The organism is Streptomyces sp. NPDC020917 (assembly GCF_044333795.1).
Lineage (GTDB): Bacteria > Actinomycetota > Actinomycetes > Streptomycetales > Streptomycetaceae > Actinacidiphila.
Map to the genome: position 1 here is coordinate 142,373 of NZ_JBIRRR010000001.1, position 21,256 is coordinate 163,628.

General features: G+C 72.7%; 17 protein-coding genes and 2 tRNA genes. 15 read left to right on the forward strand and 4 right to left on the reverse strand.

Going from position 1 to position 21,256, the window contains the following annotated elements; all coding sequences use genetic code 11:
- The first annotated feature begins 141 nt into the window (after positions 1-141).
- From proB to ACH4TG_RS00570, 5 genes are all read left to right on the forward strand, one after another.
- On the forward strand, positions 142-1,251 hold the full coding sequence (gene proB, locus ACH4TG_RS00550; protein ID WP_398240430.1) for a glutamate 5-kinase: 1,110 nt from the start codon (positions 142-144) through the stop codon (positions 1,249-1,251).
- Between the two features lie 266 nt (positions 1,252-1,517).
- Entirely contained in the window at positions 1,518-1,967 is a 450-nt protein-coding gene (locus ACH4TG_RS00555) for a hypothetical protein (RefSeq protein WP_398239337.1), read from the forward strand.
- A gap of 43 nt (positions 1,968-2,010) precedes the next feature.
- Entirely contained in the window at positions 2,011-3,297 is a 1,287-nt protein-coding gene (locus ACH4TG_RS00560) for a glutamate-5-semialdehyde dehydrogenase (protein WP_398239339.1), read from the forward strand.
- 64 nt (positions 3,298-3,361) lie between these two features.
- Positions 3,362-3,784 carry a hypothetical protein gene (locus tag ACH4TG_RS00565; RefSeq protein WP_398239341.1) on the forward strand — a complete coding sequence of 141 codons (423 nt, stop codon included), beginning with the start codon at positions 3,362-3,364 and terminating at the stop codon, positions 3,782-3,784.
- Positions 3,785-3,848: 64 nt separating this feature from the next.
- Positions 3,849-5,090 carry a hypothetical protein gene (locus tag ACH4TG_RS00570; RefSeq protein WP_398239343.1) on the forward strand — a complete coding sequence of 414 codons (1,242 nt, stop codon included), beginning with the start codon at positions 3,849-3,851 and terminating at the stop codon, positions 5,088-5,090.
- Here ACH4TG_RS00570 and ACH4TG_RS00575 read toward each other — a convergent pair.
- Entirely contained in the window at positions 5,014-6,123 is a 1,110-nt protein-coding gene (locus ACH4TG_RS00575; RefSeq protein ID WP_398239345.1) for a M48 family metallopeptidase, read from the reverse strand. The two genes, ACH4TG_RS00570 and ACH4TG_RS00575, sit on opposite strands and share 77 nt — an antisense overlap.
- Positions 6,124-6,261: 138 nt before the next feature.
- Here ACH4TG_RS00575 and ACH4TG_RS00580 point away from each other — a divergent pair, with 138 nt between their 5' ends.
- The 6 genes from ACH4TG_RS00580 (at position 6,262) to ACH4TG_RS00605 (ending at position 10,225) form a co-directional block, all read left to right on the forward strand.
- Positions 6,262-6,414, forward strand: a complete 153-nt coding sequence (locus ACH4TG_RS00580; RefSeq protein WP_398239346.1) for a hypothetical protein — start codon at positions 6,262-6,264, stop codon at positions 6,412-6,414.
- A gap of 1 nt (position 6,415) precedes the next feature.
- On the forward strand, positions 6,416-7,018 hold the full coding sequence (nadD, locus tag ACH4TG_RS00585) for a nicotinate-nucleotide adenylyltransferase (protein ID WP_398239348.1): 603 nt from the start codon (positions 6,416-6,418) through the stop codon (positions 7,016-7,018).
- A 30-nt stretch (positions 7,019-7,048) separates the two neighbouring features.
- The gene (locus tag ACH4TG_RS00590; RefSeq protein ID WP_398239350.1) at positions 7,049-8,836 is read left to right on the forward strand and encodes a LytR C-terminal domain-containing protein; all 1,788 of its coding nucleotides are present in this window, start codon (positions 7,049-7,051) and stop codon (positions 8,834-8,836) included.
- A gap of 117 nt (positions 8,837-8,953) precedes the next feature.
- On the forward strand, positions 8,954-9,397 hold the full coding sequence (gene rsfS, locus ACH4TG_RS00595) for a ribosome silencing factor (RefSeq protein WP_398239352.1): 444 nt from the start codon (positions 8,954-8,956) through the stop codon (positions 9,395-9,397).
- A complete protein-coding gene (locus ACH4TG_RS00600) occupies positions 9,394-10,047 on the forward strand; it encodes a histidine phosphatase family protein (protein WP_398240432.1) in 654 nt (217 codons plus the stop codon). The genes rsfS and ACH4TG_RS00600 overlap by 4 nt, the downstream gene beginning before the upstream one ends.
- 105 nt (positions 10,048-10,152) lie before the next feature.
- A tRNA-Ala gene (locus ACH4TG_RS00605) sits at positions 10,153-10,225 on the forward strand.
- A 96-nt stretch (positions 10,226-10,321) separates the two neighbouring features.
- Here ACH4TG_RS00605 and ACH4TG_RS00610 read toward each other — a convergent pair.
- Positions 10,322-11,287, reverse strand: coding sequence for a helix-turn-helix transcriptional regulator (locus ACH4TG_RS00610; RefSeq protein WP_398239354.1), 966 nt, complete (start codon positions 11,285-11,287; stop codon positions 10,322-10,324).
- Positions 11,288-11,389: 102 nt separating this feature from the next.
- On the opposite strand from ACH4TG_RS00610, the gene ACH4TG_RS00615 reads away from it, so the two are divergent.
- The gene (locus tag ACH4TG_RS00615) at positions 11,390-12,859 is read left to right on the forward strand and encodes an MFS transporter (RefSeq protein WP_398239356.1); all 1,470 of its coding nucleotides are present in this window, start codon (positions 11,390-11,392) and stop codon (positions 12,857-12,859) included.
- 46 nt (positions 12,860-12,905) lie between these two features.
- Here the strand turns inward: ACH4TG_RS00615 and ACH4TG_RS00620 are convergent, their stop codons facing one another.
- Positions 12,906-13,976 (reverse strand): alkene reductase, encoded by a 1,071-nt coding sequence (locus tag ACH4TG_RS00620; protein ID WP_398239358.1) that lies wholly within the window; start codon positions 13,974-13,976, stop codon positions 12,906-12,908.
- A gap of 108 nt (positions 13,977-14,084) precedes the next feature.
- Complete coding sequence (locus ACH4TG_RS00625; protein WP_398239359.1) at positions 14,085-15,344, reverse strand: glycosyltransferase 87 family protein; 1,260 nt, start codon at positions 15,342-15,344, stop codon at positions 14,085-14,087.
- Between the two features lie 129 nt (positions 15,345-15,473).
- On the opposite strand from ACH4TG_RS00625, the gene ACH4TG_RS00630 reads away from it, so the two are divergent.
- From ACH4TG_RS00630 to leuS, 3 genes are all read left to right on the forward strand, one after another.
- Positions 15,474-15,546: transfer RNA gene (locus ACH4TG_RS00630), tRNA-Ala, on the forward strand.
- A 455-nt stretch (positions 15,547-16,001) separates the two neighbouring features.
- On the forward strand, positions 16,002-17,942 hold the full coding sequence (locus ACH4TG_RS00635; protein ID WP_398239361.1) for a protease pro-enzyme activation domain-containing protein: 1,941 nt from the start codon (positions 16,002-16,004) through the stop codon (positions 17,940-17,942).
- Positions 17,943-18,186: 244 nt separating this feature from the next.
- Positions 18,187-21,069 (forward strand): leucine--tRNA ligase, encoded by a 2,883-nt coding sequence (leuS, locus tag ACH4TG_RS00640; RefSeq protein ID WP_398239363.1) that lies wholly within the window; start codon positions 18,187-18,189, stop codon positions 21,067-21,069.
- Positions 21,070-21,256: the final 187 nt, after the last annotated feature.

Consider the following 21,256-nt stretch of genomic DNA (forward strand, 5'->3'; position numbering starts at 1 on the left):
CGGCCGAGGTACGAGGCCGCCCGCGGAGCGGGTGAGCAGGAAGACCGAGCGGATACGGGTGCGGGCTGCCCCCGAGCACGGCCCGGGCGGGACGACCGAGACACGAGGACGGCGCAGGTGACACCGGCGGCACGGCAGGACGTGGCGGAGGCCCGCAGGGTCGTGGTGAAGGTCGGCTCGTCGTCGCTGACGACGGCGGCCGGCGGGCTCGACGCGGACCGGGTCGACGCCCTGGTGGACGTGCTGGCCAAGGCGCGCGAGGGCCGCGAGATCGTGCTGGTGTCCTCCGGCGCGATCGCCGCCGGCCTGGCACCGCTGGGCCTGGAGCGCCGCCCGCGGGACCTCGCCCGGCAGCAGGCCGCCGCCAGCGTCGGCCAGGGCCTGCTGGTCGCCCGCTACACCGCCTCCTTCGCCCGCTACGGCGTGCGGGTCGGGCAGGTGCTGCTCACCTCCGACGACGTCAGCCGCCGTACCCACTACCGCAACGCGTTCCGCACGCTGGAGCAGCTGCTGGCCATGGGCGCGCTGCCGGTGGTGAACGAGAACGACACGGTCGCCACCGACGAGATCCGGTTCGGCGACAACGACCGGCTCGCCGCGCTCGTCGCGCACCTGGTGCGGGCCGACCTGCTGGTTCTGCTCTCCGACGTGGACGGGCTGTACGACGGTGACCCGCGCACCCCCGGCACCAGCCGGATCGCCGAGGTCACCGGCCCCAAGGACCTGGAGGGCATCTCCATCGGCAGCGCCGGCCGGGCCGGCGTCGGCACCGGCGGCATGGTCACCAAGGTCGAGGCCGCCGGCATCGCCACCGGCGCCGGGGTGCCCGTCGTGCTCACCTCCGCGGTACACGCCGCCGACGCCCTCGCGGGCCGGCCCACCGGCACCTACTTCCACCGCACCGGCAAGCGCTCGGCCGGCCGGCTGCTGTGGCTCGCCCACGCCTCCACGCCGCGCGGCGCGCTGCGCCTGGACGAGGGCGCGGTGCGGGCGGTCACCGAGCGCGGCAGCTCACTGCTGCCGGCCGGACTGACCGCGGTGGAGGGCGAGTTCACCGCCGGCGACCCGGTGGACCTGCTCGACGAGGCCGGCCGGACGATCGCCCGCGGCCTGGTGAACTTCGACGCGCGCGAGCTGCCCCGGCTGCTCGGCCGCTCCACCAAGGAGCTGGCCAAGGAGCTCGGCCCGGCCTACGAGCGCGAGGTCGTCCACCGCGACGACCTGGTCCTGCTGCGGCCCGCGCGACGCTGACCCCGGCCCGGGGGAGCGCCGCCCGCCGCCCGCGGGGGCCGGCCCGCAGAGCCCGCGGCGTCCTGACTCCGGAGTCAGGCGTACTGACCCGCGGGTCAGGACCTGCCGGCCTTCCCGGACCGCGGGGTCCCCTTGGGGGCTTCTTGGGGAAAACCGCCCCGCCGCCCGCGCGAGCCTGGTCAACTTGAGGGTGGATTCGATGCGCAAGGGCCGCCCGCACCGCCAGGCGGACGGTTCCGGGAACGTCACCCGCAGGGAGGCCGCCGGTGAAGCGAGGGCGCCCAGGGCCGTCGTCCAGGGGTACCGCGGAACGCACGCTGGTCAGCGTCGACAGCGGTGAGCAGGCAGCAGGGGAGCGGCGGGAGGAGCCGCCGGCCTCCCGGCTCTGGCATGTCACCCTCAGCGTCTCGGGGCCGCGGGCCCCGCTGCCCGAGGTCCGGCGCGGCCTCGAACAACTCGCCCACGACCATCCGTTCCTGCTGACCAGCCGCTACGCCTCCGACCACGCCGAGATCCGTTACTGGGAGGAGGCCCGCGACCTGCACGACGCCGCCGCCATAGCGCTGCGGCTGTGGGGCGAGCACCGCGCCAGCGCCGGGCTGCCGCCGTGGGAGACGGTCGGCCTGGAGGTCATCGACCGCGAGACCTACCACCAGCGGCTGGCCGAGGGGTACGGGCCCGCACCGGCCGTCCCGGTGGGCGTCCACCCGTTCTGAGCACCCGCGGCACGCTGGTCCGCGCACGCACTACCCTGCAGTCATGGACCTGCCCTCGCCGCTGCCGAAGTCGCCCGTGATGCTCGCCGCCTACCGCGCCCGTGCCGCCGCGGCGGAGCTGGCGCCGCTTCCGCGGGCGGCCAAGGACGACGCGCTCCAGGCCATCGCCGACGCCCTGATCGTCCGCACCCAGGAGATCGTCGCCGCCAACGCCGAGGACATCGCCCGCGCCGAGGAGGCCGGGACCAGCCCGGCGATCATCGACCGGCTGACGCTGACCCGCGAGCGGGTCGCCGCGATCGCCGCCGACGTGCGGCACGTGGCGGGCCTGCCCGACCCGGTCGGCGAGGTGCTGCGCGGCTCCACCCTGCCCAACGGCCTGGACATGCGGCAGGTGCGGGTCCCGCTCGGTGTCGTCGGCATCATCTACGAGGCGCGGCCCAACGTGACGGTGGACGCCGCCGCGCTCTGCCTGAAGTCGGGCAACGCGGTCCTGCTGCGCGGCTCGTCGTCCGCGTACGCCTCCAACACCGCCCTGGTCGGCGTGCTGCGGGACGCGGTCGGCGGCGCCGGCCTGCCGGCCGACGCCGTGCAGCTGGTCCCGGGCGAGGGCCGTGAGTCGGTGACCGAGCTGATGCGGGCCCGCGGCATGGTCGACGTGCTGATCCCGCGCGGCGGCGCCTCCCTGATCCGCACCGTCGTCGAGGGCTCCACGGTCCCGGTGATCGAGACCGGCACCGGCAACTGCCATGTGTACGTGGACGCCGACGCCGACATCGAGATGGCCGTGGAGATCCTGGTCAACTCCAAGGCGCAGCGGCCCAGCGTGTGCAACGCCGCGGAGACGGTGCTGGTGCACCGCGACATCGCCGAGCGGTTCCTGCCGCGGGCCCTGGACGCGCTGGCCGAGGCCGGGGTGACCGTGCACGGCGACACCCGGGTCACGGCCGTCGCCGACGCCTGCGGCACCAAGGCCACCGTGGTCCCGGTCACCGCCGAGGACTGGGAGACCGAGTACCTGTCGTACGACATCGCGGCCGGCGTGGTGGACTCGCTGGACGCGGCGGTGGCGCACATCCGGCTGTGGTCCTCCGGGCACACCGAGGCCATCGTCACGAGCTCGCAGCCCGCCGCCCGCCGGTTCACCCAGCTGGTGGACGCGGCCGCGGTCATGGTCAACGCCTCCACCCGCTTCACCGACGGCGGCCAGTTCGGCTTCGGCGCCGAGATCGGCATCTCCACCCAGAAGCTGCACGCGCGCGGTCCGATGGGCCTGCCGGAGCTGACCTCGACCAAGTACGTGGTCACCGGCGACGGCCACATCCGCTGACGCGGTCCCGGGGCGGCAGGAATTCCCCTGCCCAAACAAGCAACTTCCGCATTACTCTGGACGGATGCCGGACGATGACGAGTTCGCCTCCGTAGTCCTCGACGAAGAATTCGTACGGTCTGCTCTGTTCCACGAGCCCACGGCCAGGGAACGGATGCTCGCCGTCGCCGATGGTCCCGCGCTACCGCCCGGCAGGCCCGGACGGCACCGAAGCGAGTCCCGCGCCGTCCCCGAACTGGACGGCGATCCGCTCTCGGAGTCCGACGAGCTCTACGCCGCCGGGCACCCCTACCGTGGCAGCTCCACCCGCTGGCACCGGCCGGTCGCCTGGGCGATGGCCGTGCTGATGGGCATCGGGGTGGTCGCCCTGACCTTCGCGGCGGTCTACCGCGGTGCGGGCGGCGGCCGTCAGCACTCGGTGCCCCATCCCACGACCCCGGTGGGCAGGCAGAGCATGCCGCCGGTGGTCACCACTCCGCTGCCCTGATCTCGCGTCAAGTTGACCGGTACCGAGGCGTTTAATCGCGTGCTCAGAGACTTAACCTTGTGATATGAGCGGGCCTGGAGACCCTCCCGAAGGCGTCCCCGAGGGGGCGCCCGGAGGCGACGACGAGTACCGATCCGTCGTGTTCGACGAGTCGTTCGTGCGGGCTGCCCGGATCCAGGAGTACTCCGCCAGCGAGCGGCTGGACGGCACGGCCAGGTCCGTGCGGGTCCGCCACGTGCTGCCGCGGTCGCTGGCCCGGCAGGCCGTCGCGCTGCTGATGCTCCTCGTGCTGGCCTTCGGCTTCGCGATCTACATGGGGGTGCGCCACCCGTACAAGGCCCCGGCGGGGGACAGCAACCCGCAGCTGCGGGTCACCCTGATCCCGCTGGTGCCGACCGGCACGGTGGCCGCGGTCCCGGTCTCCGCCCCCTTCGCCGGGAGCGCCGCCGCGACCTACCGCTCCGGCCCCGGCGCGATCAACGCGCCCGCGGCCGAGCGCGTCGGCGACTTCGCGGAGAGCGAGGTCTACGCGGCGTACCAGACCGCGGTGGAGTACCTCACCGCCTCGGCCATCGACCCGCGCGCGGTCACCGGCGGCGATGTCGGGACCGTCCGCAACCTGCTGGACCCGGCGCAGCTGGACCAGTTCGAGGCGAGCGTCACCCGTCCGACCGCCGACGGAAGCCAGGAGGCCACCGGCTGGCTGGTGCGCTTCGACCCGGCCGAGCATCTGCAACTGGTCGGCGGCGCCGACGGCGTGCGGGTCAAGGGCCAGATGTTCCCGCCGCAGACCAGCAACGACATGCTGGAGATCAGCACCGACCACACCTTCGTCTACGCGCTGCGCGGCCCGGGCAGCCCCGACATGCCGATCTCGCTGTTCACCGTCCGCCGCCAGCTGCAGTTCCGGTTCACCCACCGGGACCTGGAGCAGGATCACCTCCAGGTGACCGCGGCCGAGGTCGCGGCGGGACCGCTGTCCTGCGGCAACGGCGTGGAGAGCTACTTCCGCCCGATACTGGCCGGCGGCCAGGCCACCGGCCGGATCAACGGCGTCAACCCGTTCGACCAGAACCCGGTGACCGCGGTCTGCGCCCCGCTGGGCAGCGACGGCGCCCCGCCGTCCGGCACGCCCACGACGAGCGGGCCGGCGGTCACCGCGACCGCCGGACCGACGGTCACCGCGAGCACTGGGCCGACGGGCGGCACCGCCGCCGGGACGCCGGGCGCTACGCCGGGTCGGGCTCAGGCGACGGGCCTGACCCCTCCTCCCCGGACGCCGCAGGCTTCCCACCCGGCCCTGTGAACCGGTCGCGGAGCTTGCCGCCGAGGTCGCCGGCCCCGTTGGACAGATCCCTTATCAGGCCCATCAGCGGGTCCTTGCTCTGCTTCACCGTGTCGGCGTAGTGGGCCGCGGACTCCTTGAAGGCGTCCGAGACCCGGGTGTCGCTGTCCTCGGTGCGCCGCGGGTAGTGGCCGTCCATCATCCGCTGGTAGTCCCGGGAGCCCGCCCACTTGCGCAGCTCGGCGGCGCGCACCGTGGTGAACGGGTGGCTGCGCGGCAGCACGTTGAGGATCTTCAGCACCGAGTCGCGCAGGTCGCCCGCCGACTCGTACTCGTCGGCCTGCTTGAGGAAGGCGTCGACGTTCATCTCGTGCAGGTGGTTGCCGCCGGCGATCTTCATCAGGCCGCGCATCGAGGCCTGCAGGTCCTGACCGACCAGCAGGCCCGCCCGGTCCGCGGACAGCTCGGACTTGCGGAACCACTCGCGGAGCGCGGTCACCAGGGCCAGCACCGCCAGGTTGCCCAGAGGGATCCAGGCGACGCGCAGCGCCAGGTTGGTGAGGAACAGCAGGATCGTGCGGTAGACCGCGTGCCCCGACAGGGCGTGCCCGACCTCGTGGCCGACGACCGCCCGCATCTCCTCCTCGTCGAGCAACTCGACCAGGCCGGTGGTCACCACGATGATCGGCTCGTCCATGCCGATGCACATCGCGTTCGGCTTCGGGTCCTGGGTGACGTACATCAGCGGGACCTTCTCCAGGTCCAGGATGTAACAGGCGTCCCTCAGCATCGCGTTGAGATGGGCGAACTGCTCGTCGCTGACCCGGACGGAGTCCGAGAGGAACAGCAGCCGCAGGCTGCGCTCGGGCAGCAGACCGCTCAACGCCTTGAAGACGGTGTCGAATCCGGTCAGCTTGCGCAGTGCGACCAGGGCGGATCGGTCCGCCGGGTGCTCGTACGCCCGTGACGAGATGTCGGGGAACCGCCGGCGGGTGCGCCCCGGAAGCTTCTCCGTGCTCACCCGCTGCTCGTTCGGATCGTTCGGCTCGGACATACTGGCCCAACCCCCTGATAGCCAACCGGTACATAGTCTGGACGCGCGGAGCCAGCGCGAAGTTCCCCCGGCACCGCCCGTACGATGTGCCGAAGAGTGTCACCCGCCCGTCCCCGAGTCCGCAAAGGGTCGCCGAACATGTCGAACGTCGCAGCCACCGCCCTGACCCCCCTCACCACGCTCGCCGAGGGCGGTAACCACAACAGCCTGAGCCCCTACCTGACGGGCTTCGGCGCGCTGGGGGCCCTGCTGATCCTGCTGTGGATCACCACGCGTTTCAACCGCGACTAGCATGCCGCCGGCAAAGCAGCGCATCGGTGTGATGGGCGGCACCTTCGACCCCATCCACCACGGGCACCTGGTGGCCGCGAGCGAGGTCGCGAACCTCTTCCACCTCGACGAGGTGGTGTTCGTGCCCACCGGGCAGCCCTGGCAGAAGGACGACCGCACGGTGTCCGCCGCCGAGGACCGGTACCTGATGACGGTGATCGCCACCGCGTCCAATCCGCAGTTCTCGGTGAGCCGCAGCGACATCGACCGCGGCGGCAAGACCTACACCATCGACACCCTCAGGGACCTGCGCGCGGAGCACCCTGAGGCGGATCTCTTCTTCATCACCGGCGCCGACGCGCTGGCGCAGATCTTCTCCTGGCGGAACGCCGGGGAACTGTTCTCCCTGGCACATTTCATCGGCGTGACACGTCCAGGGCATACGCTGTCGGACCCGGGCTTCCCCGAGGGTGGAGTGTCCCTCGTGGAGGTACCGGCGCTGGCGATCTCCTCGACCGACTGCCGCCAGCGGGTGGCCAAGGGGGATCCGGTCTGGTACTTGGTTCCGGACGGTGTGGTGCGTTACATCGACAAACGCGCGCTCTACCGGGAGACAACCGGGTAGCGGCGGACGAAACACACGAAGGGGTTCCTCGTGAACGACGCAAACCCTCACTGGCAACGAGCCGAGGGCGGTCCCGACGAGAGAGACCCTTACGCGCGAGAGCGGTACTACCGGCAGGCACCCTACGGTTACGACGAGTACGGCCGTCCCCTCCAGGCGCCTCCCCAGCAGCAGACCTATGCCGACCCGTACTACCCCGACCCCTCGCAGACCTCGCACGGCGGCCAGCAGGGCTGGATCCCGCAGCAGCCGCAGCGGCCGTACTACGAGCAGAACCCCCAGCAGCAGGGCTACGACACCGGCGCGCACCAGGTGTACGACACCGGTCAGCACGCGGTGTACGACACCGGTCAGCAGCAGGCGTACGACACCGGCGCGCACCCCGTCTACGAGACCGGTCAGCAGCCGGTCTACGACACCGGTCAGCACGCGGTGTACGACACCGGCCAGCAGCCGGTCTACGACACCGGTCAGCACGCGGTGTACGACACCGGCACGCACCAGGTGCCGTTCGAGCAGGCCCCGGCCGCGCCGCCGATGGGCCCCGATCCCTACCACACCGGCCAGTTCTCCTTCGTCGAAGAGGAGTCGGACGACTCCGAGGAGGTCATCGACTGGCTGAAGTTCTCGGAGTCGCGGACCGAGCGGCGCGAGGAGGCCAAGCGGCGCAGCCACAACCGCAAGAGGGGTGTGGTGCTCCTGCTGGTGCTCGCCCTCCTCGGCGGCGCCGGCTACCTGTGGAAGGCCGGGAAGATCCCGGGCCTGAACAAGACCGGGACCGCCGCGGCCGCGCCCGGCGGCGCCCAGAAGCGCGACGTCATCGTGGTCCACCTGCTGCCGGTCAACGGCGGCCCCAGCGACACCGCGCTGCTCGTCGACAACACCACCAAGGGGCGCGGCACGACCGTGCTGATCCCCAACTCCCTGGAGCTGACCGGCGACGACGGCTCGGCCACCACCCTGGACAAGTCCGTCGCGGACGGCGTCGGGCCGACCAGGGACTCGCTGAACTCGCTGCTCGGCACCGACATCAAGGGCAGCTGGCGGCTGGACTCGCCGTACCTGGAGCTGCTGGTGGACTCCCTCGGCGACGTGTACGTCGACACCAACGCCGCCGTGAAGGGCACCGGCAAGGACAGCGGCCGCACGCTGGTCCAGAAGGGCAAGCAGACCGAGCTGACCGGGCAGGCCGCTGTGGCGTACGCCACGTACAAGGGCCCCGGCGAGTCCCAGACCGACCAGCTCAGCCGGTTCGGGCAGGTCATGCAGGCGGTGCTGAAGAAGATGCCCAGCGACGCCGCGGACGCCACCAAGACCATCCAGGGGCTCGCGCAGATCCTCGACCCCTCGCTGTCCGACAAGGAGCTGGGCGCCTCGCTCGCGGGCCTCGCCGACCTGGCCAAGACCGGCGCCTACGACACCGCGGTGCTGCCGGTCCAGAAGAACGGCTCGCTCAGCACCCAGGCGACCGACAGCGTGGTCAAGGACGTGCTCGGCGGCACGGTCAAGCAGTCCACCGGCAGCTCGGCGCAGCCCCGCGTGCTGGTCAAGGACGCCACCGGCACCTCCAAGAACGGCTCGATGGCGCAGGCCGCGATCGTCAACGGCGGCACCTACGCCTACGTGCCCGGCGGCAAGGCGAGCAGCACCGAGTCCACGTCGCAGGTGCTGTACGCCGACCCGGCCAGGCTCGCCGCGGCCAAGGACGTGGCCTCCACGCTGGGGCTGCCGGCCGGTGCGGTGAAGAAGGGCACGGTGCCGTCGAACGCGGACATCGTGGTGGTGCTCGGCAGGGACTACAAGCCCACGGCGAACTAGCCGCGGGCCCCCGGCCCGGGCAGCCGGGCCGGGGGCCCGGGCCGGAAACCGGTCGGGGACTGTCGGAGGGTCGTGAGACCCTTGAATTGACGAGTCCCCGACTGGAAAGCCTCACCTGTGACCGCGACCGACCGTTCCATCGAGCTGACCCGCGCCGCCGCCCAGGCGGCCGCCGACAAGCTCGCGCACGACATCATCGCCTACGACGTCAGCGACGTGCTCTCCATCACCGACACGTTCCTGGTCGCCTCGGCACCCAACGACCGGCAGGTCAGGGCCATCGTCGACGCGATCGAGGAGAGCCTGCTCAAGGAGCTGGGCGCGAAGCCGGTACGGCGCGAGGGCGAGCGGGACGGCCGCTGGGTGCTGCTGGACTACGTCGACATCGTGGTCCACGTGCAGCACTCCGAGGAGCGGGTGTTCTACGCGCTGGAGCGCCTCTGGAAGGACTGCCCGGAGATCGAGCTGCCCGCCGACGCGGTGGCCACCCGCGGCAAGGCCGCCGCCCACGCCCAGGCGACCGCGGCGGCCGAGGCCGAGGCAGAGGGAGAACTGCGCTGAGCGCCGGCCGGCCCGGGCGGGGCCGCCGCATCGTCCTGTGGCGGCACGGCCAGACCCAGTGGAACCTGGAGCAGCGCTTCCAGGGCACCACGGACATCACGCTGACCGAGACCGGCCTCGCCCAGGCACGGCGCGCCGCCCGGCTGCTGGCCGCGCTCAGCCCCGCCGCGATCATCTCCTCCGACCTGAGCCGCGCCGCGCACACCGCGGCCGAGCTGGCCGCGCTCACCGGCCTGCCGGTCACGCACGACGAGGGCCTGCGGGAGACCTACGCGGGCGTCTGGCAGGGCCTGACGCACACCGAGATCAACGAGCGCTACGGCGACCAGTACGCCGCCTGGAAGCGCGGCGAGCCGGTCCGCCGCGGCGGCGGCGAGCTGGAGACCGAGGTCGCCGACCGGGCGGCCCCGGTGGTGCAGGCGGCGGTGGACAAGCTGGCCGACGACGGCGTGCTGGTGGTGGTCTCCCACGGCGGCACCATCCGCACCACCATCGGCCGGCTCATCGGCCTGGACCCGGTCAGCTGGGAGTCCCTCGGCGGCCTGTCGAACTGCTGCTGGTCGGTGCTCGGCGAGGGCGTCCGCGGCTGGCGGCTGACCGAGCACAACGCCGGCACGCTGCCCGAGCCGGTGCTCGGCGACGACGCCTGACCGGCCCGGAAGGGCGCGCCGCGACCGGCCGGGCGAATCCGATTTCGTTTCCGGTCCGTGCACCGGCTATGCTTCTTCCCGTCGCCCGGCAAACGGGACCGGCGCGGGGCTGTAGCTCAGTTGGTAGAGCGCTTGCATGGCATGCAAGAGGTCCGGGGTTCAATTCCCCGTAGCTCCACAATCACGAAGGCGGGACCTGTCCACGGATGGGTCCCGCCTTCTTTTCCGTCTCCTGCCGGCGGACGTCGCTGCCCCGCGGGGGCCGGCGGGCCGGTCAGCGGGCCGGCTGCGGTGCCGGGGCCTGTGCGGGCGCCGGGGACCCGGCGGTCCGCTCGGCCTTCCCGGCCTTGTCGGCGAGGGCCACCGACAGCGGGCGGCCGTGCACCGTGCAGCCGACGACCGGGTCGGCCATCGCCCGCAGCCGCTCGATCTGGGCCCGGTCCTCGTCCGCGACCGGCGTGTACACCACGATGCGGTGCTCGGCCATCCCGTCGATGCTCAGCGAGTTCGACGCCATGTTGATCAGGCCCACCGTGGCGTGCCGGTAGACCTTCACCCGGCTCCCCGGGGCGGCCACGTCCCCGCTCGCCCACAGCTGGGCGAACCGCGGGCTCTCCTCGACCAGCATCGCCACGAACCGCTCCCAGGCCGGCTCGCCCACATGGCGGCCGTAGGAGCGGCGCAGCTGGGCCACCATCCACGGCAGCTCCTCGCGGCTGTTCACGAACGTCGAGCAGCAGTCGGGGATGGTGAAGAGCTTGTACAGCACGTTGCGTTCGCGCCGCGGCACCAGGCTGGTCATCGGCCACAGCAGGCGGTACGTGTCGTTCGTCGCCTGCACGTCGTACCGCGCGTTGTAGACGCCGGCCGGCAGCGGGTCCAGGGCGTCCAGGATCCCCTGCACCTCCTTGCCGACGACCTCCTCGTCGGACGCCGGCTCGCGCACGAAGGGGATCCCGGCCAGCTGGTACAGGTGCTCGCGCTCGGTGGTGTCGAACTGCAGCACCCGCGCCACCGCGTCCAGCACCTGGACGCTGGCGTTGATCGGTCGGCCCTGCTCCAGCCACGTGTACCAGGTCACCCCGACCCCGGCGAGCTGCGCCACCTCCTCGCGGCGCAGGCCGGGCGTGCGGCGCCGCAGCCCCGGCGGCATGCCGACGTCCGCCGGGGTGATCCGTGCCCGGCGGCTGCGCAGGAACGCCGCCAGCTCGGTCCTTCGCTGTATCCGGGAGGGGGCCATGCCCCCTATCGTCACCGGGCGCCGGAGCCGCTGCCAGGTGCTGGCAGTACCAGGATCGGTGGGCTCTCGTTACCGGTACCCGGCCGCCCGCAGGCTGGCCGCATGACGAACACCGCACTGACCGGAGCAGCGTCCCCCCGCGGCGCCACCGCCCCCGCAGGACCCGGCACCGCGGGCCGGCCGGCGCCGCGCCCCGGACTGCTGCTCGCCATCATCCTCTCGGGCCAGTTCATGGCCCTGCTGGACGTCTTCATCGTCAACGTCGCCGCCCCGACCATCCGTACCGACCTGCACGCCTCGGGCGCCGGCCTGCAACTGGTGATCGCCGGCTACACCATCGCGTACGCGGTGCTCCTGATCACCGGGGCGCGGCTGGGCGACCTGCTGGGCCACCGGCGGCTGTTCCTCGCCGGGCTCGCGCTGTTCACCGCGTCCTCGCTGGCGTGCGGGCTCGCCCAGCACACCGGCGAGCTGATCGGCTTCCGGTTCGCCCAGGGCACCGGCTCGGCGCTGATGATCCCGCAGGTGCTGAGCCTGCTGCAGATCACCTTCGTCGGCGAGGCCAGGACCCGGGCGATGAGCGTCTACTCGGCGGTGCTGGCCTCGGGCGCGGCGCTCGGCCAGTCGCTGGGCGGCGTCCTGGTGAGCGCCGACCTGTTCGGCACCGGCTGGCGGCCGGTGTTCCTGGTCAACGTGCCGATCGGCCTGCTGATGCTGGCGGTGGCCCCCCGGGTGCTGCCCGCCGACACCCGCAGCGCCCCGGAGCGGCGCCGCGGCCTGGACCTGCCGGGTCTGCTGGTGCTGGCCGCGGCGGTGACGCTGTTCACGGTGCCGCTGGTGCTCGGCCAGGAAGAGGGCTGGCCGGTGTGGGGCTGGGTGTGTTTGGGCCTGAGCGCGCTGCTGTTCGCGGCGTTCACCGTGCTGGAGACCCGGCTGGCCCGCCGCGGCGGCGCCCCGCTGGTGTCCGGCCGGGTGCTGCGGACTCCGGGCATGGCCCGGTTCGTCACCGTGATCGTGCTGACCATGGCGGTCAACGCCGGCTTCCTGTTCGCCGTCGCCCTGCACCTGCAGTCCGGGATCGGTTTCAGCGCGCTGCGCACCGGGCTGACGTTCGCCACCTGCGCGGTCACCTTCGGCGGCGTCGGCCTCACCTGGCGGCGGCTGCCCGCGGCGTGGCGGCCGTGGCTGGGCGTGACGGGCCTCGCGGTGGCCGCCGTCTCGCTGGCCGGCCTGGGCCTGGCGCTGCGCGGCGGCGGTGACGGCGGGGCCTGGCTGTACGTCACGCTGCTCACCCTCGGCGCGGGCCTCGGCCTCTCCTTCAGCCCGAGCTTCACGCTGGCGCTGGTCACCGTCGCCCCGCAGGACGCCGCCGACGCCAGCGGGCTGCTGACCACGGTGGCCCAGCTCGGCCAGCTCGTCGGCGTCGCAGCCCTCGGCAGCCTCTACCTGAACCAGCTGCACGGCCCGGGGGCGCACGCCTCGGCCCACTCCTTCGGCGTGACCTCGGTGGTCCTGGTGGCGGTCTGCGCGGCGGGCGCGCTGTTCACCGGGATCCGGCGGCGTACGGCCTGACCGAGGGTGCGGGCGGGCGCCCGGCCCTGACCGGCGCCCGCGCGCGCTACCCGTCTAGCGCGGGGTAGTCGGTGTAGCCCCGCTCGCCGCCGCCGTAGAAGGTGGCCCGGTCGGGGGTGTTGAACGGCCCGCCCGCCCGCAGCCGGCGCGGCAGGTCGGGGTTGGCCAGGAACAGCGCGCCGTAGGACACCAGGTCGGCGGTGCCGTCCTCGACCAGGGCCAGCTCCGGCAGCCCCGACGGGCGGCCCGCCGTGCGGGCGTTGAGGATCAGCACCCCGCCGAACCGCTTGCGCAGCTCGAGGGTCAGGGCGCGGTCCCCGGTCTCCACGAGGTGCAGGTAGGCCGGGGCGACGGACTCCAGGCCGCGCAGCAGCGCCAGGTAGGTGGCCTCGGGCTCGGGCTCGTCGATGTCGCCGAGGCTGTTGCCGGGGGACAGCCGCAGCCCGGTGCGGTGCGCGCCGATCGCGTCGGCGACGGCGCCGACCACCTCCACGGCGAAGCGGGCGCGGGACTCGGGGCCGCCGCCCCAGGCGTCGGTGCGGGTGTTGGAGTTGGGCGCCAGGAACTGGTGGAGCAGGTAGCCGTTGGCGCCGTGCACCTCCACCCCGTCGAAGCCGGCCCGCACCGCGTTGCGGGCGGCGCGGGCGTGGTCCTTGACGGTCCGCCGGATGCCGTCCTCGTCCAGCGGCTCGGGCACCACGTACTTCCGGGGGCCGTCCGCGGTGTGGACCTGGCCGCGGGCGGCCACCGGGGAGGCGCCGACCGGCCGCAGGCCGCCGGGCAGCAGCGACGGGTGGCCGATCCGGCCGGTGTGCATCAGCTGCGCGAAGATCCGGCCGCCCGCGGCGTGCACCGCGTCGGTGACCGCGCGCCAGCCGGCGACCTGCTCGTCGCTGTGCAGTCCCGGGGTGTCGGGGTAGCCCTGGCCGACGACGGAGGGCTGGACGCCCTCGGTGACGATCAGCCCGGCCGAGGCGCGCTGGGCGTAGTACGCGGCGGTGGCGGGCGTCGGGCTCAGGCCCGGACCGAACGCCCGGCTGCGGGTCATCGGCGCCATGGCGATCCGGTTCGGCAGCCGGAGGCCGGCCAGGTCGATGGGGTCGAACGCGGTGGTCACGGCGGTCTCCAGGCTCGTCCGGCGGCCGGCCGGCCGGGGTCCGCGAACGGCCCGGCGACCGTGGTGCGGCCACCGTAACCCGGCAACCCCGCCTGGATTGTTGAGAGTTCATGAACTCCGCAGGGCCCGTGCCGACGCATGGTCCGCGGCGTCCTTGCCGCCGGGCGGGAGGCGCAGCGCCCGCAGGGCCATGACCCCGGCCAGCGCCAGGAAGCCCACGGCGACCAGCGGGTAGGCCGCGGACACCAGCATCTCCCCGGGGTTCTGGTGCATCTCCGGCTGGTCGTTGTTGTTGCCGTGCGGCACGTACCAGACCATGTAGCTGCTGAACACCACCAGGGCGGCCACCGCCGCCCCTCCCAGGCGCCGGTCGCGGCGGCGCAGCGCCTCGGACGCGAGCAGCACCACCATCGGCTCGGCCCACACCCAGTGGTGCGTCCAGGACACCGGGCTGACCAGCAGCGCCGTCACCCCGACCGCCACCACCGACCAGGCGCCCGCGGGCGGCATCCGGTCCCCGGCCTTGGTCGCGACCAGCGCGACCGCCAGGCCCAGCGCGCCCACCACCAGCGCGGCGAGCACCCAGGCCGCGCCCGGGGTGCCGGTGTGCTCGATCCGCGCGACGATCCCGCGCACCGACTGGTTGGCGGTGATCTCGCCGGCGCCCGGCCTGTCCGGGGTGAAGACCACGTGCGTCCAGTAGTTGCGCGAGTCGTGGGGCAGCGCGAGCACCCCGACGAGCACGGTGACGGCGAACGTGGCGGTGGCCACCAGGGCCCGGCGCAGGTGGACGATGCGGTCGCCGGGCACCAGCACGGCCGCCGCCACGAGGAAGACCACGAACAGACCGGAGGTGAGCTTGAGCCCGGCGGCGATCCCGATGCCGACGCCCGCCCAGCGGTTGCCGGAGCGCCGGGTGAGGTCCCACAGCACCAGCACGATCACCAGCAGGTTCACCTGGCCGTAGCGCAGCGTCGCCCACACCGGCTCGCACCACACCGACAGCGCGGCGACCAGTATCACCGCGGGCACCCGGGCCGGCCGGGCCACCAGGCGCAGCGACAGGGCGGCCAGCGCGACGACGAGCGCCAGGTTGGCGGCCATCACCGCGGTACGCATGGTGTCCGTGGCCACCCACGTCAACGGGACGAAGAGCAGTCCGGCGAACGGCGGATAGGTCATCGGCAGCCGCGCGGTGCCCAGTCGCATCGCGTAGAGGTCGCCGCCGGTGCGCACGGTCCAGCCGGCGGCCCGGTAGACCATCACGTCGACCATCGAGACGTGGGCCGCCCGCTGCGCCATCCAGACGGCGGCGAACGACACCGCGCACCCCAGCACCGCCCAGGCAGCCAGTCGTCGATCGCCCACGCGTGCGACTCCTCACAACACGGAACCCCGAGGTCGGAGGCCCCTGGCACCCGGGGAATCGATTTGGCGAAGCAGGCCCGGGGCCGTGTAATGTATCCCGAGTCGCCGGGCCTTCCGCCCGGTACACGCGGGGCTATAGCTCAGTTGGTAGAGCGCTTGCATGGCATGCAAGAGGTCCGGGGTTCGAATCCCCGTAGCTCCACGGGTGAGAGGGCGAGACGTGTCCGCGGAATGCGCGGACGGGTCCCGCCCTCTCCTTTTGCCCCGTTTCGCCTCGCGCGGACGGCTCCGCGACCCGCGCCCCGGCCGACGCGACGCCCGCGCCACTCCGGCAGCGCGCCTCCGCACCCCTCCGGCGCCGCCTCGATGATGACGGTGCGGCAGCCGACGGACCGTCATGAGCCGTCCGCGGGAAGCTGATCACCGCCGGGCGCGGCCCTCTGTCCGGTCACGGGACCCGCTGCTAGCCTGCGGGCCGCTGTGCAACGGGATCTGACGGTTCCTTGACCTTCTCTTGGGACAATCATATCCCTGGCATGAACTGATCAGCGAAAGAGTATCGCTCTGCGGTGCCGGCCGTACGCATAGCGGCCATCGCTGCGACGCATGAGCGACTCCACCGCACCAAGCGACAACTCGCTTCGTAATGGGGGTTCCATGAGATTTGAGCGCAGAAGAACGCGGGCCGGACTGGCGGCTGCGGCGGCGTTGCCCCTGGTCGCCGGCGCGCTCGCGCTCGGCGCCCAGTCCGCGACGGCCGACCAGCCCGGCGGACGCCAGACCCTGAGCGGCACCAAGCCGGCCTGGGCCACCGCCCACGCCGACAAGGGCGCCACGGCCGACTCCAGCCGGCTGACCCTGCGGGTCTACCTCGCCGGCCGGGACGCCAAGGGCCTGGCCGCCTACGCGCAGGCCGTGTCCGACCCGAAGTCCTCGCTGTACGCCCACTACCTGACCGCCGGTCAGGCCCAGGCGCGGTTCGGTGCCACCCAGGCACAGGTCGCCGCCGTCACGGCGTGGCTGAAGTCCTCCGGACTGAAGGTCACCGCGGCGAACCAGCACTACCTCACCGTCACCGGTGACGTGGCTGCCGCGGAGAAGGCGTTCGGCACCCAGCTGCACAACTACACCACCGGCGGCAAGACGTACCACGCCCCGGCGACCACGGCCTCCGCGCCGGCGTCGCTGAACGGCGCGGTGCTCACCGTCAGCGGCCTGGACAACGCGCCGAAGAAGTCCCGCCACGACGACACGCTGCCGCCTCCCGGCGCCGCCTTCGTCAACGCCGGCCCGTTCTCGTCGTACTACGGCTCGAACACCAACCGCAGCCTGCCGTCGGCGTTCGGCAACCAGGCGCCGTACGCGATCAAGGGCTACACCGGCGAGCAGCTGCGTGCCGCCTACGGCGCGGGCTCGTACACCGGCAAGGGCGTCACGGTGGCCATCACCGACGCCTACGCCTCGCCGACCATCGCCGGCGACGCGGCCACCTACGCCGCCCGCAACGGCGACAAGGCGTACAAGAAGGGCCAGCTGACCCAGGTCCTGCCCTCGGACTACAACTCGACCGAGGACTGCGACGCGTCCGGCTGGTACGGCGAGGAGACGCTCGACGTCGAGGCCGTGCACGCGGTCGCGCCGGACGCGAACATCGTGTACGTCGCCGGGGCCTCCTGCAACGACAGCGACCTGCTCGACGCGCTCACCAAGATCGTCGACCACCACCTCGCCTCGATCGTCTCCAACTCCTGGGGCGACATCGAGGAGAACGAGACGCCGGACGTCGCGGCCGCCTACGACCAGGTCTTCATGACCGGCGCCGTCCAGGGCATCGGCTTCTACTTCTCCTCCGGTGACGCGGGCGACAACGTGGCCTCGTCCGGGACGAAGCAGGTCGACACCCCCGGGAACTCCCCGTGGGCGACCTCCGTCGGCGGCACCTCGCTGGCGGTCGGCAAGCACGACAAGTACGAGTTCGAGACCGGCTGGGGAACCCAGCGCGGCGCGCTCTCGGCGGACGGCAAGAGCTGGCAGACCCCGGTGTACACCTCCGGCGCCGGCGGCGGCACCAGCAAGCTGTACGGGCAGCCGTTCTACCAGCGCGGCATCGTGCCGGACGCGCTCGCCCGCGCCAACGGCGGCAGCGCCCGGCAGCGCGTCGAGCCGGACATCGCGGCCGTCGCCGACCCGAACACCGGCTTCCTGGTCGGCCAGACCCAGACGTTCCTCGACGGCTCGGTGAAGTACGGCGAGTACCGCATCGGCGGCACCTCGCTGGCCGCGCCGGTCATCGCGGGCATCCAGGCGCTGACCCAGCAGGCCCGCTTCGGGATCCCGATCGGCTTCGCCAACCCGCTGATCTACTCGCAGTACGGCACGTCCGCCTACCACGACGTGACCGACCACCCGTACGGGCAGCAGACGCTGTCCGAGGTCCGGGTGGACTTCGCCAACGGTGAGAACGCGGACGACGGCACCATCACGTCGCTGCGCGTGCTCGGCCGCGACGCGTCGTTGGCCGCCACCCGCGGTTACGACGACGTCACCGGCGTCGGCACGCCCACGAGCCACTACGTGGACGCGTTCCGCCGCCGCTGAGGCGACGGCAGGCACAGCGGGGCCCGCACCGGAGGGCGAACCTCGGTGCGGGCCCCGCGCCCGCTGCGGTAACCTGAGCCCATGCGAGCTGTGAGCCTCCTGCTTAGCGAGCCGCGCTGACCACGAACCACGTCAGTGCGGCACCCCTCCTGCGTGAGGGGCTTTTTTGTTTCCGCAGCAGGCACAGACGGGCAGCAGGCTCCCCGGCCGCAGCCGTCACGACTTCGATGGAGTACCGAGGACGATGAGCGAGACCACCCCGGCCGCCGAGACGGCTGCGCCCCACCGCTACACGGCCGAGCTGGCCGCCGAGATCGAGGGCCGCTGGCAGGACTACTGGGACGAGCACGGCACCTTCGCCGCCCCCAACCCGAGCGGCGAGCTGGACGGCGAGCCCGAGCTGGCCGCCCGGCCCAAGAAGTACATCATGGACATGTTCCCGTACCCCTCGGGTGCGGGACTGCACGTCGGCCACCCGCTGGGCTACATCGCCACCGACATCTTCGCCCGGTACCAGCGGATGACCGGCCACAACGTGCTGCACACCCTGGGCTTCGACGCCTTCGGCCTGCCCGCGGAGCAGTACGCCGTGCAGACCGGCACCCACCCCCGGGTGTCCACCGAGGCCAACATCGTCACCATGCGCAAGCAGCTGCGCCGGCTGGGCCTGGGCCACGACCGCCGCCGCTCCTTCGCCACGATCGACCCGGCCTACTACCGCTGGACCCAGTGGATCTTCCTGCAGATCTACAACTCCTGGTACGACGAGGCCGCCGACCGCGCCCGGCCGATCGCCGAGCTGGAGGCCCAGTTCGCCGACGGCACGCGCAGCACCCCCGACGGCCGGCCCTGGGCCGAGCTGACCGGCCCCGAGCGGGCCGACGTCCTGGGCGGCCACCGCCTGGCCTACGCCGCGGAGTCCCCGGTCAACTGGTGCCCCGGCCTGGGCACCGTGCTGGCCAACGAGGAGGTCACCGCCGAGGGCCGCTCGGAGCGCGGCAACTTCCCCGTCTTCAAGGCCAGCCTGCGGCAGTGGATGATGCGCATCACCGCCTACGCCGACCGGCTGCTGACCGACCTGGACGTGCTGGACTGGCCCGAGGCGATCAAGCTGCAGCAGCGCAACTGGATCGGCCGCAGCGAGGGCGCCCGCGTCGACTTCCCGGTCCACGAGGCGTCCGGCAGCCACGCCGAGCACGGCATCACCATCTTCACCACCCGCCAGGACACCCTGTTCGGCGCCACGTACATGGTGCTGGCGCCCGAGCACGAGCTGGTCGAGTCGATCGTCCCCGAGGCGTGGCCGGAGGGCACCCACCAGGTGTGGACCGGCGGGCACGCCACGCCCACCGAGGCGGTCGCCGCCTACCGCAAGCAGGCCGCGTCCAAGTCCGACGTGGAGCGGCAGGCCGAGGCCAAGGACAAGACCGGCGTGTTCACCGGCGCCTTCGCCGTCAACCCGGTCAGCGGCGAGCCCGTCCCGGTCTTCATCGCCGACTACGTGCTGATGGGCTACGGCACCGGCGCGATCATGGCCGTGCCCGCGCACGACTCGCGCGACTTCGCCTTCGCCCGCGCTTTCGAGCTGCCGATGCGCTGCGTGGTCGAGCCCACCGACGGCCGCGGCACCGACCCGGCCGAGTGGGACGACGCGTTCTCCTCCTACGACGCCAGGATCGTCAACTCCACTGGCGCCGACATCTCCCTGGACGGCCTGACCGTGACCGAGGCCAAGGCCGCGATCACCACCTGGCTGGCCGAGCGCGGCATCGGCGAGGGCACCGTCAACTACCGCCTGCGCGACTGGCTGTTCAGCCGCCAGCGGTACTGGGGCGAGCCCTTCCCGATTGTCTACGACGAGGAGGGCACCGCCCACGCGCTGCCGGACTCGATGCTGCCCGTCGAGCTGCCCGAGGTCGACGACTACAGCCCGCGCACCTTCGACCCCGACGACGCGGACACCTCCCCGGAGACCCCGCTGTCGCGCAACCAGGAATGGGTCACCGTCGACCTGGACCTGGGCGATGGCGTGCGCACCTACCGGCGCGAGACCAACACCATGCCCAACTGGGCCGGCTCCTGCTGGTACGAGCTGCGCTACCTGGACCCGCACAACTCCGAGCAGCTGGTCTCGCCCGAGGCCGAGGCCTACTGGATGGGCCCGCGCGCGGGCCAGCCGGCCGGCGGCGTCGACCTGTACGTCGGCGGCGCCGAGCACGCCGTGCTGCACCTGCTGTACGCCCGGTTCTGGCACAAGGTGCTGTTCGACCTGGGCCACATCTCGTCCTTCGAGCCGTTCCACAAGCTGTTCAACCAGGGCATGATCCAGGCGTTCGTCTACCGCGACGCCCGCGGCATCGCGGTGCCCGCCGCCGAGGTCGAGGAGCGCGACGGCCGGTACTTCCACCAGGGCGAGCCGGTGACGCGGCTGCAGGGCAAGATGGGCAAGTCGCTGAAGAACGCCGTCACGCCCGACGAGATCTGCGCCGAGTACGGCGCCGACACGCTGCGGCTGTACGAGATGGCGATGGGCCCGCTGGACGTCTCGCGCCCATGGGACCCCCGCGCGGTCGTCGGCCAGTACCGGCTGCTGCAGCGGCTGTGGCGCAACGTCGTCGACGAGACGACCGGCGAGGTCACGGTGGTCGACGCCGAGCCCGACGAGGCGACGCTGCGGGCCCTGCACAAGGCCATCGACGGCGTCTCCGGCGACATGGCGGGCCTGCGCTTCAACACCGCCATCGCCAAGATCACCGAGCTGAACAACCACCTGACCAAGACCGGCGGGCCGGTGCCGCGCGGCATCGCCGAGCCGCTGGTGCTGATGATCGCCCCGCTGGCGCCGCACGTCGCCGAGGAGCTGTGGGCCCGGCTGGGCCACACCGGCTCGCTGGCGCACGAGCCCTTCCCGGTCGCCGACCCGGCGCTGGCCCAGGACGAGGCCGTGGTGTGCGTCGTCCAGATCAAGGGCAAGGTCAAGGCCCGGCTGGAGGTGCCGCCGGCCATCTCCGACGCCGAGCTGGAGGCCGCCGCCCTGGCCGACCCCGCGGTGGTCGCGGCCCTGGACGGGGCGCCGGTGCGGAAGGTCATCGTGCGGGCGCCGAAGCTGGTGAACATCGTCATCTGACCGCGGGGAGCAGCGACGCGCCCAACGGCGCGGCCGCGCCGCAGGTCAGCGTTCCCCTAGGGGGCGCGCAGGGCAGGTTCGGGGATCCGCCGGATCCCGGGACCTGCCCTTTCCCGTTACCGTGGAAGGCGGGTCATCAATCGGCCCCCGCGGGCGTGCCGCGGCACGCTGGATGGGAGGAGCGACC